At 59.6% G+C, this 14,017-nt stretch carries 11 protein-coding genes; 8 read left to right on the top strand and 3 right to left on the bottom strand.

From position 1 onward, the window contains the following. Positions 1 to 3: 3 nt before the first annotated feature. The 3 genes from K7R21_RS00275 to K7R21_RS00285 form a co-directional block, all read right to left on the bottom strand. Positions 4 to 1,983 (bottom strand): solute symporter family protein, encoded by a 1,980-nt coding sequence (locus tag K7R21_RS00275; RefSeq protein WP_404813614.1) that lies wholly within the window; start codon positions 1,981 to 1,983, stop codon positions 4 to 6. 16 nt (positions 1,984 to 1,999) lie between these two features. Then, positions 2,000 to 2,311 (bottom strand): DUF485 domain-containing protein, encoded by a 312-nt coding sequence (locus tag K7R21_RS00280; protein ID WP_185244750.1) that lies wholly within the window; start codon positions 2,309 to 2,311, stop codon positions 2,000 to 2,002. Positions 2,312 to 2,394: 83 nt separating this feature from the next. Continuing rightward, positions 2,395 to 3,216, bottom strand: coding sequence for an IclR family transcriptional regulator (locus K7R21_RS00285; RefSeq protein WP_185244751.1), 822 nt, complete (start codon positions 3,214 to 3,216; stop codon positions 2,395 to 2,397). Between the two features lie 870 nt (positions 3,217 to 4,086). Here K7R21_RS00285 and K7R21_RS00290 point away from each other — a divergent pair. The 8 genes from K7R21_RS00290 (at position 4,087) to K7R21_RS00325 (ending at position 13,969) form a co-directional block, all read left to right on the top strand. After that, positions 4,087 to 4,593, top strand: coding sequence for a MarR family winged helix-turn-helix transcriptional regulator (locus tag K7R21_RS00290; RefSeq protein ID WP_185244752.1), 507 nt, complete (start codon positions 4,087 to 4,089; stop codon positions 4,591 to 4,593). Between the two features lie 821 nt (positions 4,594 to 5,414). Beyond that, positions 5,415 to 5,816, top strand: a complete 402-nt coding sequence (locus K7R21_RS00295) for a MarR family winged helix-turn-helix transcriptional regulator (protein ID WP_224981187.1) — start codon at positions 5,415 to 5,417, stop codon at positions 5,814 to 5,816. A 34-nt stretch (positions 5,817 to 5,850) separates the two neighbouring features. Next, entirely contained in the window at positions 5,851 to 7,641 is a 1,791-nt protein-coding gene (locus K7R21_RS00300) for a glycoside hydrolase family 15 protein (RefSeq protein WP_224981189.1), read from the top strand. 46 nt (positions 7,642 to 7,687) lie between these two features. Further along, positions 7,688 to 9,238, top strand: a complete 1,551-nt coding sequence (locus tag K7R21_RS00305; protein WP_224981191.1) for a TIGR00341 family protein — start codon at positions 7,688 to 7,690, stop codon at positions 9,236 to 9,238. Between the two features lie 7 nt (positions 9,239 to 9,245). Continuing rightward, positions 9,246 to 10,013, top strand: a complete 768-nt coding sequence (locus K7R21_RS00310) for a 4-hydroxy-tetrahydrodipicolinate reductase (RefSeq protein ID WP_185244755.1) — start codon at positions 9,246 to 9,248, stop codon at positions 10,011 to 10,013. 21 nt (positions 10,014 to 10,034) lie between these two features. Then, positions 10,035 to 12,293: an alpha,alpha-trehalose-phosphate synthase (UDP-forming) gene (locus K7R21_RS00315; protein ID WP_224981193.1), complete on the top strand. Its 2,259-nt coding sequence runs from the start codon at positions 10,035 to 10,037 to the stop codon at positions 12,291 to 12,293. Next, a complete protein-coding gene (gene otsB, locus K7R21_RS00320; protein WP_185244757.1) occupies positions 12,293 to 13,078 on the top strand; it encodes a trehalose-phosphatase in 786 nt (261 codons plus the stop codon). Before K7R21_RS00315 ends, otsB begins: the two co-directional genes overlap by 1 nt. Before the next feature lie 24 nt (positions 13,079 to 13,102). Continuing rightward, complete coding sequence (locus tag K7R21_RS00325; protein WP_224981195.1) at positions 13,103 to 13,969, top strand: GNAT family N-acetyltransferase; 867 nt, start codon at positions 13,103 to 13,105, stop codon at positions 13,967 to 13,969. Positions 13,970 to 14,017 lie beyond the last annotated feature (48 nt).

Consider the following 14,017-nt stretch of genomic DNA (forward strand, 5'->3'; position numbering starts at 1 on the left):
CCCCTAGTGGTCGATGGCTTTGGCCATGCCGAGACCAGTGTTCTGGCGAACGTACACTTCATCAAACATTTCCTCAGAGCGCCTACTTGGGAAGGCAAGGCAGCCGATAATTGCAGCCATGAAGCCAAGAGGGATCGAGATGATCCCAGGGTTTTTAAGACTAAACAGTGGCCTCTCAAGGCCCACCATTGAGGTACCATCCTGTTTGGCATCTTCCATTGCCTTGGCAAGTGCCTTGGCATCGTTTTCGGAGAGCGTGGCACCTGGAGGCAGCGCCGCCTGCTTCTGCTGTATTGCCGCGACAACCTTTTTTGCGCCAGCAGCGACTACCTTCGGATAGGTCATGTTGGGGGACACCATTACCAACGCGATGGAAGCTACCGTACCAACAATTAGGCCTGAAATGACACCGGCAGTATTAAACTTGCGCCAGAACAGCGAGAGGACGACGACAGGCAAGTTGCCGGAAGCCGCCACGGCAAAGGCAAGCGCCACCAAGTGAGCGACATTCTGCTTTTCAGCGGCGATGCCGATCAGTATGCCACAGGCCCCGACTACGAAGGAGGTGACACGGGCCGCAAATACCTGCTCATGCTGATCCGCATGACCATCCTTGATCACGTTGACGTATATATCGTGGGCGATTGCCGCAGAAGCGGCAAGTACCAAACCGGAGACAACAGCGAGGATGGTCGCGAAGGCGACGGCGCAGAGGAAAGCAAGGAAAAGGTCACCGATAATAGGGGAGATATCCGCCCCCATCTGCTGGGCCAGCATCAGTGTCGCCATGTTGCCGCCCTTGTCGACGGCAGTTATCCCTTGCGGAGTGAGATGGATGGCTGAGCCGAAACCGAGAAGAGTGGTAAGGATGTAAAAGCCGCCGATGATGAACATGGCTATGATTACGGATTTTCTAGCCGCTTGGGCGGTCGGTACGGTGAAGAAGCGCATCAGGATGTGCGGCATTCCGGCGGTGCCGAGTACGAGTGCCATGCCCAGCGAGATCTGATCAAGTGGGTTCTTGAGATAGAGGCCCGGCTCGAGAAAGCGCTGACCTGCATCCATGCCGTTCATGATAATCCCATCCTTTAGAACCATCTTCGAGACATGGTCCTGGATATTCGGATTGCTGACGATGGTGTCGAAGAAGCCAATCGGATTAAAGCCAGCCTTAGCCATGACAAGCACGGAGAGGAGGAAGGCGCCGGTCATCAGAAGCCCGGCCTTGATGATCTGTACCCAGGTGGTGGCGGTCATACCGCCGAAGACGACGTAGCCGACCATAAGAATGCCGACGCCTATGATGGAGATTTTGTAGGGTATGCCCACCAGGAGGGCCATTAATTTGCCTGCACCGACCATCTGGGCAGTCAAATAGAAGGTTGAAACAGAAACGGTTGAGATGGCCGCAAATGCCCGCACTGGCTTGGGTGAAGTTCTGAAGGAAAGAATGTCACCGAGTGTGTATTTCCCCGCATTGCGACATGGCTCTGCGACTATCAAAAGGACTGTGATATAGGCGACTAGCCAGCCTACCGAATACATAAAACCATCATAGCCGTACAGCGATATGAGGCCGGAGATACCGAGGAACGAGGCCGCTGACATGTAGTCGCCGGCGATGGCCCAGCCATTTTGGGTGCCTGTGATTCCCCCGCCGGCAGCGTAGAAGTCTGCCGCGCTCTTTGTCTTGCTGGCGGCCTTGACCACGACGGCCATGGTGATGGCGATTATTACTGCAAACATGGATATGGTGATGGCCTTGTTCGCCTTAAGCTCCTTGTGCTTGACCGGAGCCACAGCCGCGGCAGCGGGCGCTTGGGTGGTGGTTGCCGCAGTTGCGGTAGCGCCGGAGCCAGCGGGTGCAGTTAAGGCGGAGTTCGAACCCGATGCTGCAGTTACCTTGGACGGTTCCTCCGCAAACGCAACGGCAGCGAGGGAGAGGGCCAGAGATGCTGCGATAATGATCTTCTTCAAAGTCATGGCAAGCCTCCTGTGGTTATTTGTGTAACTCGTCAATGAGTTCCCGCGTGAGCCGGTCGAAATCCTTGTTCGCAACGTGCGAGTAGTACAGGGCGATCCCCCAGGAGACGAAGAACTGGGAGAGTGCAAAGACATACCCTACGTTCACGGGGCCGAGTACTTTTACCCTGAATATTCCCGGGGTGTAAGCTGCGCCGATAGGCAGCATGAAATAGTAGGCGCAGGAAAAAATCCACCATCCGAAAAGGAAGGCCGATTTTTTGTGGTGTAACTCCACGAACTTCGGGTTCCTGGCGATTGCCGACCAGTCATACTTTTTTTCTGCCATGGTGGTTCCTCCTTTTGAAAAGGTTGCGCAGCTTGGGTGGATAAAGATTCTGCTTCCAGGAGTGTGATATCGATGCTTTTATTTCATGCGGGAAGATACCCGAACCTGGCGGAAAGGAGGCTTGCTCCCTCCTGAAGGGATGGGATTATCTCGTGCTCGACCCGTTCCGCCAGCATTCTGAAGGAGGGGGCAAGCAAGGTGATGGCGCCAATCACCTTCCCTGCGTAGTCACGGACAGCTACCGCAACACTGATAACGCCATCCCCCAATCCGCCGTCGTCGACGGCGACTCCAGTGACTCTGATTTCTTGCAGTTCGCTCGCCAGTTTTTCCAGGTCAGGCTGACTTCCCCGTCCATCGTCCCGTCTGCAGATCCGCTCCAGTAAATCCCATGATTCAACCGCCTTCATGACCTTTCCCGCGGCGTTGGTGAAAAACGGGAATTTCCTTCCGATAAATGGTTGCGCCTTGATCAGCCTGTCGCAGTCGACCATGTTGAGGAACAGCACCTCGTTGTCCTTAATGACAGTCATATAGACCGCTTCATCATGTTTGCGGGCGAGGTTCTCCATGATCGGATGGGCATAGGTTACAAGGTTCGAGCCGTCGGTAGGCTCTCGAAGGATCTCTCTAGTATGCCTGGCGAGGTTCGAGCTATCGGCAAGTTTGCGACCGAGGGCGATGGTCCTTGCGCCAAGCTGGTACTCTCCGGTTATCGAGTCGCGTTCTACCAAGCCCTTTTCGATCAGGGTGGCCAACAGGCGGAAGGTCTTGTTTCTGCTGAATCCAATGCCATCGGCCAGCGATTGAAGCGGAATTTTTTCGGAACTTTCTGCCAGTTTCTCCAGCAATTCCAAAGCCTTTTTGACGTTACGGATAGTGTAATTTGTGTCGGTTTCTCGCATGGCGACCTCTTATTAGAGACACCGCCCAATCGGGACGTCGAATGGCGGGTCCTAATCGTAAGTTGGACATCGGAGGCAGGTCCTGCCCCACCACCGCATAAGCGCGCAACTGTCCGTATTGGGTCACGGAGACAGCCGACGAGCGAAGTCGCAGCCCCAGTTCATCGCCTTTGACCAAAGGGAGGATGAAGTGAGGGGCCCTTCAGGAAACTTAATGGGCTGTGGCTGTGGCACCTATTCTGTAATTGGCATCAAAGCGGTGCTAAGACAATGCGGAGGCGAGTGACGGAGGAGCTCTTGAGTGGAGTGAAACGGGGAAAGCGGCAAGGGCGCCGATAGGCTGAAGCGTGACGAGGTCTTTGATTTCGACTAGGGACGCAACAACGACGACTGGTGGAGAGAGTTCCAATTCCCACTGCTGGTTGCACGATTTTACAGCGGGTGCTTTCGAAATTTTTTCAACGACCGCGCGTGGCCGTTGCTTGGGACCATGGTTATGCTCCAACGCAGGATTCCTCATCCCCAAAATGACGAGGAAGAACACTGGTGCAACAATTGATAATGTCAAAAGGAGTCTTCTTTGCATAACCAGATCGTTTGTGCTCAAATTTTTGGTATAGCAACTTATGTAAAATATAACGTGATTTTATATTTTTGCAACAAAAAAGTTGCACCACAATCTAGCAGACAGCAACGTGTTGTTTTTATGTGACATTTTAACCAAACATTCTGACATTCGTGCAACGACATGGCAGCGTCAGGACAAGGTGTTTGGGCGTTTCGAACGTGAATCAACTCATTATTGGAAATCACTTTCTACGTGCAACCAGCTGTGATATACCACGAGAAACTTCCAGACCAGAGGGGCTTATGAAAGAGCGCGAAAAGGCCATCGTCGTAGGCGAAATCATCGATAACATCCGTCGCGTGTTTCAGGCAGTCAACGAATACTCAAAGAAGGCGGAACGGGAGACGGGACTGACCGGACCACAACTATGGGCTATAAAGGTGATAGCGGAGAGAGGCCCCTTGAAGGTCTCGGAACTGGCGCGACGGATGTACCTTCATCCTGCCACTGTTGTGGGGGTCGTAGACCGGCTAGAAGGACGGGGGCTGGTATCGCGCATGCGCTCACGGGAGGACAGGCGTGTTGTGAAGATAGAGTTGACTGAGCATGGAAAAAATCTCATCGTCAATGCCCCGGAAGTGGCTCAGGGGCTGCTCGTCAGGGGACTTGAGACTCTTGAGCACGAGCAACTACTGCGCATGTCGGTAGATCTCGAACGGCTTGTCGAAATCCTGGGCGCTCAAGAGGTCCCTCCCAAACTCCTACTTTCATCGGAAATCAACCTACCAGGTCGTTCCGTTCCGAAATGACCCTAGAAACTATTGATTACAACTACCGGTGCGGTATTGTGGGGAGTGATTTCCTTTCCAAGTCTGCAACCCAACAAAAAATCCGCGCCAGCGGCAATACGCAAAATGCCGGACGCGACATTCCGACAGCTAAACTGGTGGCGATTTTGGGAGCGAATGAGGAGCTGGTTGGGCGGTGGTCTGCTATTGGTGCGCGCAAAGGTCGGCCGGCCGTAGGCTGAGCTGCATTCCTGCAGTTCGCACATCAGCATATACGCCTCCGCCATACTCCCCGTGCCTTCACTGGCTAGCTATGGCTCACATCCTGTAACAACGAATAGCCCGATGCTCCCTCGGCAATTGTGGGCCATTACGCTTTGCCTGACCTGTAGAGTTTTGACCTTCTCCATCAGCCACCAGAGTGCCGCCAGCCGCCAGACTTCATACATAACTTCCCGCGTGAAAACAAAGAATATTACCCGTCGTTGCAAGGTAGGAGTCATAAGCGTTGACACGAAGCGGCTTGAGCGAACTCAAACGCCATTTTTCAACCCTTCAGTTTGTTACAGCTGACTCAACCTTTGGCATCCTGGCATCTAATCGTGGATCACGTACTGAATGAGTAGACTCGCCAGCACATGACCAATGCTTTGCAGGTTATACATCGCTATGAGGCTATGGGAGTTGTCCGATCAACTTGACTCTTCTTAGAAACCCCAGTATAATTTGTAAAGCTAATTATTCGTTGCACTAACGTTATAACCAAATCTTTGGAGTACAGCATGGGACGCAGTGAGCAGATTTCGCAAGTTATTGACAACTTAAGGAGGATCTTCCAGGCCGTGGGTGAGTACTCACGCAGCGCCGAAAAAGAGACCGAACTTACCGGGCCGCAGCTATGGGCCCTGAAGATCCTCGACAAACAGGCTCGTTTGCGTGTCTCCGAGCTGGCCCGGCAGATGTACCTGCGACCGGCTACGGTGGTAGGGATACTGGACCGTCTAGAAGCAAAGGGACTGGTGAGCCGAACCCGGTCGAAGCAGGACCGCCGTGCGGTCGACCTAGAACTGACAGAAGCGGGCAGGGGGGTCGTCGCCAAGGCACCGGAGGTTGCCCAGATCATGCTTGTAAACGGGCTATCAGCGCTTGAAGAAGAAGAATTCAACCGCGTCATCGATGGGATGCAGCACATGGTAAAGATACTGGGGGCGGAGCACCTGATGCCGCAGCCACTGCACAGCTGAGCATCCCCCCCGAAAACGATGGAGGAAGCTCCCTATGAAGCATTCTCTTGACCTTGCGCTGATCGGCAACTGCCAGGTCGGCGCGCTCATCGACACACAGGCGGAGATCGTCTGGTACTGCCTGCCCCGCTTCGACGGCGACCCGGTCTTTTGCTCCCTGTTGCAGGAACACGAACCGGGCGAGGGGATCGGTTACTGCGGCATCGAACTCGTGGACCAGGTGGCGAGCGAGCAGCACTACCTCCCCAACTCGGCGGTCCTCGTCACCACGATGACCGATTCCCGGGGGGGCGCGGTCGAGGTGACCGACTTCGCGCCCCGCTTTCGGCAGTACGGCAGGATCTTCACCCCTATCATGCTGGTCAGGCAATTGCGCCGACTGCACGGGACACCGAGGGTGGTCGTCCGGGTGCGCCCAGCCCGCAACTACGGCGCCGAGCGCGGCGAGTTCACCTACGGCAGCCACCACATCCGCTACGTTTCCCCGTACATGGTGCTGCGCCTTTCCACCGACGCTTCCGTCACCGCCATTCTGCAGGAACTTCCGGTGCTGCTCGAGGACGAGCTCAACCTCGTCCTGGGCCCGGACGAGACGGTGCATGAGAATGTCTCGGAGCTCGCGCACCGTTTCAAGAAGGAGACCGTCGCCTACTGGCAGGAATGGGTGCGGGATCTGGGCATACCGTTTGAGTGGCAGGACGAGGTGATCAGGGCGGCCATCACGCTGAAGCTCAACGCCTTCGAGGATACCGGCGCCATCGCCGCCGCCCTCACCACCTCGATACCGGAGGCGCCCGACTCGGGGCGCAATTGGGACTACCGCTACTGCTGGCTGCGCGACGCCTACTTCGTGGTCAACGCGCTGAACCGGCTCGGCGCCACCAAGACCATGGAGCGCTACCTGCGTTATCTGGTCAACGTGGTGGCCGGGAGCGATGGTGGCTACCTCCAGCCCGTCTACGGCATCGACGGCAACAGCAACCTCGAGGAGAAGGAGATGCCGTCGCTGCCGGGCTACCGAGGCATGGGGCCGGTGCGGGTGGGGAACCAGGCTTGCTTGCAGGTCCAGCACGACGTCTATGGTTCGGCGGTCCTGGCGGTGACCCATGTCTTCTTCGATCACCGCCTAATGCAGCGCGGCGATACCACCCTGTTTTACCGCCTGGAGCCACTGGGGGAGATGGCGATCCAGGTGCATGACCAGCCCGACGCGGGGTTGTGGGAGCTGCGGGGGAGCCGCAGGGTGCACACCTTCTCCAGCATCATGTGCTGGGCGGCCTGCGACCGGCTGGAGAGGATAGCCGCCCAGTTGGGGCTCAAGGAGCGGGCCGCCTACTGGCAGGCCCAGGCGCAGCGCATCCACGAGACGGTCTGCCGGCACGGCTGGAATGCGGAGAAGAAGAGCTTCACCGCGGCCTTCGAGGGGGAGACTTTGGACGCGAGCCTGCTGCTCATCCACGACGTCGGTTTCCTCGCCGCCGACGACCCGCGCTTTGCCTCCACCGTCGCTGCCATCGAGCGGGAATTGCGCCGCGGAGATTACATCTTCCGCTACGTGGAGGATGACGACTTCGGCACCCCAAAAAACGCCTTCATCGTCTGCACCTACTGGTACATCTACGCCCTGGCCGCCCTCGGGCGCACCGACGAGGCGCGTCAGCTCTTCGAGAACCTGCTGGCGCGCCACAACCGGCACGGCCTCATGGCCGAGCACGTCGATGTCGCGACCGGAGAACAGTGGGGCAACTTCGTCCAGACCTACAGCATGGTTGGGCTCATCAACGCGGCCATCCGACTCTCCAAACGGTGGGACACCGCGTTTTAAGGATAGAGCGATGTACGGAAGCGGCACGGGACTATACCGAGGCAAGATGAAGGCGTTCTTGGCGCTGAAGGCCGGGATGGTGCAGCACCGCGAGGTGATGAAGGAGGTGGCGGCCTCCGTCGACGGCTCCTGGGTCTACTACGTCATGCTGATCCTGGCCGCGCTGATCGCCCTGCTGGGGCTGCTCATCAACAGTGTCGCCGTCGTCATCGGGGCCATGCTGATCTCGCCCCTCATGGGGCCCATCATCTCGTCGAGCCTTTCCTTCACCATTGGGGATCTCGCCCTCGCCAAGCGCACGTTTCGTACGCTGGGGATCAGCGTTGCCCTGACCGTTGCGGTGAGCGCGCTGGTGGCGCTGCTCTCCCCCCTGAAAGAGCCGACGGCCGAGATCCTGTCCCGGGTGAGGCCCAACATCCTGGATCTCTTCATAGCGGCCCTATCGGGGGCCGCCGGGGCGATAGCGCTCTGCACCAAGCGCAACTACCTGATCACCTCGACCGGAGTCGCGGTGGCGACGGCAGTCATCCCCCCCTTGAGCGTGGCTGGCTACGGCCTGGGAACCTGGCAGCCGATGCTCGCCCTTGGGGGCTTCCTGCTGTTCTTCACCAACTTCGTCGCCATCATCCTGAGCTCCGACATCGTCTTTTTCATACTCGGCTTCAGGACCAGTCACGTTGAGGAGCCCCAGCACTCGCACCGCACCCGGCTGGCAGTCATCACTGTACTTTCCGTCCTTATCTCCATCCCGCTGGTCTACACGCTGGCAACCGACGTGGCGAGGATAAAGAACGAGAAGCGGATCGGGCGGGTACTCAGGAGCCAACTGGACCGGGAGCTCGTCTCGCGCCTGACGGATTACCGGTACCGGCAGGAGGGTGATCAGCTGTTAGTTATGGCATCGGTCAACACGGTACGCTTCCTCAACAAGCCTGCACAAAAGGAGATCGAGAAGGACCTGGCGCGGGAGGTGCGGCGCCCGGTGCGGCTGGAATTGGAACAGGTGATCGTCGCCTCGGAAAGCCAGCTCAAGGATCAAACCGCAAAGGGGGCGCTGGAGCAGGCAAAGGCGCCAAAGGAGAGCCCGGCGGAACTCGCCGCGAAGGTAAGGCCGCTTGTGGCGCGGGTCGAGCAGGAACTTGCCGGGGCGCTCGCTCCCTGCCTGGTCGGCCGGACCACCGTCGCTTTCAGTGGGGACCAGGAGCCCCTGCTGGTAAGCGCCACGCTTGGCAGGGACTACCCGGTGGCGCGAGACGAACGTCTGCTGCTGAGCCGACTGCTGGAGCGGGCGCTAGGGGTCCCGGTCCGGCTCCAAATCACGCTCGCCCCGATGCTGAAGCCGATGGTTTTCGCCAAGGATGGCTCCCTCGCGGGGCAAAGCAGAGACGAACTGGAAGTGGTGCGCCATCTTCCCGAGGGACCAGCCGCGTTCCGGTTCATAGTGACCGGGCCGAAGGAGAGCGGGAGAGAGCAGAGGAGCGTTCTCTCGCGGTATCTGACTGAACAGCTCGCGGTACCGGCGCAGGCGGTGACCACGATCAAATCCCCCGGCGGGGGGGGCGTGGTCACGCTGCGCGTCGTGCGCAATGACAAGTGAGGTGATGATGAAAGTAGGACTTATAGGATTCGGCAAGACGGGCAAGGCGGTGGCGTCGGTGCTGCTGCAGAGCAAGGAAACAAACCTGCAATGGGTGGTGCGCAAGTCGCACAACCTGGAACACAGATCGGTGCCGGAGTTTCTGGGCATCGACTCGGACGAACCGGGCTACATCTACTCCTCGGAAGAGTTTGACGCTGAGGAACTGCTGGAAAGGTTCCCCGTGGACGTCATCATCGACTTCTCATCCGAGCACGGAGTCCACTACTACGGGGAAGCGGCGCGTAACCGCGGCGTGGCGGTCGTGAGCGCCATTTCCTCCTACTCCGCGCAAACGGTCGCATACCTGAGATACCTGGCTCATAAGACCAGGGTGCTATGGTCGCCCAACATAACGATCGGCATCAACTTCCTGATCATAGCGGCCAAAATCCTCAAGAGCATCGCCCCGCACACGGACATCGAGATCGTCGAAGAGCATTTCAAGGCAAAGCCCGAGGTGTCGGGGACGGCGAAAAAAATCGCCACCGCACTGGGACTTGAGGACGAGGTCATCAAGACGGTGCGTGCCGGCGGCATCATCGGGGTGCACGAGATCCTGTTCGGCTTCCCCTATCAGACGGTGCGCCTAAAGCACGAGTCGATAACCCGCGAGGCCTTCGGCAACGGCGTTCTCTTCGCCGCGAAGCACCTGTACGGCAAAAGCGTCGGGCTCTACAGCATGGAGGATCTCATGATCCCCTATTTCAACGCGGGACCGGCCCAAGCTGGATAGGGGCGGCCGCAGCGAGGCGCTATGAAGAAGGCGATATCGAGCTCATCCCTGAAATCGCTCAGGCTCTCCCTGAGGTTCGTCGTGCCGCTCGCGGTGGCCCTGGGGCTGCTGGCCGTCACGGTGGTTCCCCTGGTGGACCGGCTCACCATGCACTGGTTCATGCGCGACATGGACATCCGGTCGCGCCTCATTGCCAACACCCTGCACGACCAGTTGGTGGAGTTGCTGCAGCAGGAGAACGCCGCCAAGGTCCGGTCGCTGTTGAACAGGGCCGTGCAGGACGAGCGGCTTCTGGCGCTGGGGTACTGCGACCGCCGCGGCAAGCTTTTGTACAAGACCCCCGCCTTCCCGGAGGCGCTCGGCTGCCCGACGCCTGCGGCCGCGGAGACTGACAAGGGGCGGGTGCTCCACCTCCCCCAGGGGGCGGTACACGTGGCGGTGCACCCGGTCGGCATACCCTCGGCCGGGGCGGGGTCCCTGATCCTGGTGCACGACATGAGCTTCGTCGAGCGCCGCAGCGAGGATACCCGAAATTACATCATCGCCTTCTTTGCGCTGCTCGGCCTGATGGTTTCCGCCATTACCGTCTTCGTCGCCCATCTGAGCTGGCGCGGCTGGCTGGAAGGGGTCCGGGCCATGCTGCGGGGGGAGGGAATCGTGAGGCCGTTCTCTCAGCCGACGGTCGAGCCCGAACTGCAGCCGCTGGTGGGAGACCTGCGGGCGTTGCTGCGGGCCATGGACAGCGAAAGGCGCCTCGCCGACGACGCCACCGTCACCTGGAGTCCGGAAGCGCTGCGCAACCTCCTGCACAAGCAGTTGACCGGCGAACGGATCATCGTCGTTTCCAACCGAGAGCCCTACATCCACAGCAAAAAGGGGGACGGTATCGAGGTGCACCGCCCGGCAAGCGGCCTCGTCACCGCCGTCGAGCCGGTAATGCGCGCCTGCTCGGGGACTTGGATCGCCCATGGCAGCGGCAGCGCGGACCAGCTGGTCACCGACCGGCAGGACCGGGTGGCCGTCCCGCCCGACCACCCGGAGTACACCCTGAGGCGCATCTGGCTCACCAGGGAGGAGGAGCAGGGATACTACTACGGCTTCGCCAACGAGGGGCTCTGGCCCCTGTGCCACATCGCCCACGTCCGCCCGATCTTCCGCTCCAGCGACTGGCGGCAGTACCAGGAGGTGAACCAGCGCTTCGCCGATGCCGTGGTGCGGGAGGCGGACAGTGACGACCCGGTGGTGCTGGTGCAGGACTATCACTTCGCCCTGCTGCCAGGCATGATCCGCAAGGCCCTCCCCAAGGCCACCATCATCACCTTCTGGCACATCCCCTGGCCCAACCCCGAGTCCTTCGGCATCTGTCCCTGGCGCGAGGAGTTGCTGGAGGGGATGCTGGGGTCGACGATCCTGGGCTTTCACACCCCGTTCCATCGCAAGAACTTCCTGGAGACGGTGGACCGCTACCTAGAGACCCGCATTGAGCATGAATCGTCCACCATCAGCCGGGGGGGGAACCTCACCATGGTGGAGAGCTACCCGATCTCGATCCAGTGGCCCCCCCCGTGGCAGGAACGGCAGCCCCCGGTGGCGCAGTGCCGGGAGGAGCTCAGGAGGGAACTGGGGGAAGGGGCCGGGCACCTGGTCGGCATCGGGGTCGATCGCCTCGACTACACCAAGGGCATCCTGGAGCGCTTCCGGGCCGTGGAGAAGCTCATGGAGCAGCACCCCGAACTGGTGGGTGCCTTCACCTTCGTGCAGATCGCCGCGCCATCCCGCTCCGCCCTGGATGATTACCAGGCCTTCGACGCCCAGGTGCATACCTTGGCCCAGCGCATAAACCAGCGCTTTTCCCGCAAGGGGTGGCAGCCCATCCTCCTCAAGGCCGAGCACCACGAACCCGAGGTGGTGAACCGCTACTACCGCGGCGCCGACGTCTGCATCGTAACCAGTCTTCACGACGGTATGAACCTCGTTGCCAAGGAGTTTGTGGCCGCGAGGGACGACGACCAGGGGGTGCTGGTCTTGAGCCAGTTCACCGGGGCCGCCCACGAGATGCACGAGGCCCTGATCGTTAACCCTTACCATATCGAACAGACGGCGGAGGCCATTTTCCGCGCGCTCACCATGCCGCAGTTCGAGCAGCGCGAGAGGATGCGCAGCATGCGGGCCCTGGTGCGCGACTTCAACGTGTACCGATGGGCCGGACGCATGCTCCTCGACGCGGCGCGCGTACGCCAGCGCGAGAAGCTCTCGGCCCGCATCAGGAGAGACCAGTAATGCCCAGTTACCTGTTCCAATGTGAAGAACTCGCCGCTTTCACGCACCACGTGGCACCCGACACCCTTTTTGCCTTCGACCTGGACGGCACCCTGGCGCCCATCGTCGATGAGTACGGAGAGGCCCGGGTCGCCAAGCCCGTGCGCAACGCCCTGCAGAGGCTGATGGGGCTGGCCAAGGTCGCCGTTATAACCGGGAGGTCGCGTCAGGACGCCATCGGCATCCTTGGGTTCCAGCCGCACCTCGTGATCGGGAACCACGGAGCGGAGTGGCCGGGACTAAGCGGCGGACGGCGCTGGGAGCACGTCCAGCTCTGTCTCAAGTGGCGGGACCGGCTGCACACAGCCCTCTTCTATGAGCAGGGGGTGGAGATCGAGTTCAAGGGGGAGTCGCTCACCCTGCACTACCGCAAGAGCGACGACCCGCAGCGGGCGCTGGCGATGATCCAGGCGGCCATCGGTGATCTCCAGCCGCAACCGCGCACCATCGGCGGCAAGTTCGTGGTCAACGTGCTTCCAGCGGAGGCCTGCGGCAAGGGGGAGGCGCTGGCGGCCGCCATGGAGGAACTGGGGTGCAGCAGGGCGATCTATTTTGGCGATGACGAGACCGACGAGGAGGTGTTCCGACTGCCGCGCAGCGACGTCTTCGGCGTGCACGTCGGCAAGAACGAGCTGTCGGCGGCAACGTACTACCTGAACCAGCAGTCGGAACTACTGGGGGTGCTCAATTCCATGGTAGGCATCCTTGAGAACTGTGAGTACGAGGCACAGTGCTGTGACGGCTGAAAGGGTACCACTATAGGAGGAACTATGGCTGAGCACGTAGAAATCTTTGGCAATTCATTGGTGCAGCATGATCCGGCTGCACGTAGGGCGACACTGGCCCTGTTGGATCCGGAGGAGGCCCCGGGTGTCATCCGTCACTTGGAACTTCTGGCCAGCTCCCGTGGGTACACCAATGTCAGTGCCAGGGTCCCCGCCGCCCACGTCCGGCACTTCGTCGGCGCTGGGTATCGGCTGGAGGCCGCCATCCCACATTTTTACGGGGAAGGGGAGACTGCCTGTTTTCTCGTCCGCCATTTCGGCGAAGCCCAAGATACTGAAAGGATGCCGCTACTTTTGAGTAGAATCCTGGCGGCCACCGAGATGCATTCTCTGGCAGGTCCGGTGTCGTTACCCGAAGGTGGAGCTCTTAGGTTAGTGGAACCTTCCGAGATCGGCGACGTGGTCTCGCTGTACCGCAGGGTCGGAGTTGCCAAGCCAGCAGCGGTGGACGATCCGATCTTCCTCCACAACTTCCTGGGGCGGGGCGACCTCTTCCTTGGACTGTGGATCGAAGGCATTCTGGTTGCGGCATGCGCAGCGATCTTCGATCCGACAACGGGCACGGCAGAACTGGCTCACTTCGTCGTACTGCCCGAGCACCGGGGGAAGGGACTCGCCCTGCTGTTGCTGCAGCGCATAGGGGAACTTTCTGCAGCTTGCGGCGCCAGGCTGCTGTGGTCAACCGTGCGCGCCTACGCCCCCGGAATTAACATTACCTTTGCAAAGGGGGGGTACCATTTCGGGGGAACCCTTACCAATAATTCCTACATTTACGGTGCGACGGAGAGCGTTAACGTCTGGCACAAGTGCCTTGCTGACGATCCTGCTCTGGCATGGAGTTCCCTCTTTTAACAAAATTCGGACGGAAGGTGCGATCATAAGCAAAAAGATCATACTTTT

Source organism: Geomonas agri, assembly GCF_020179605.1.
Lineage (GTDB): Bacteria > Desulfobacterota > Desulfuromonadia > Geobacterales > Geobacteraceae > Geomonas > Geomonas agri.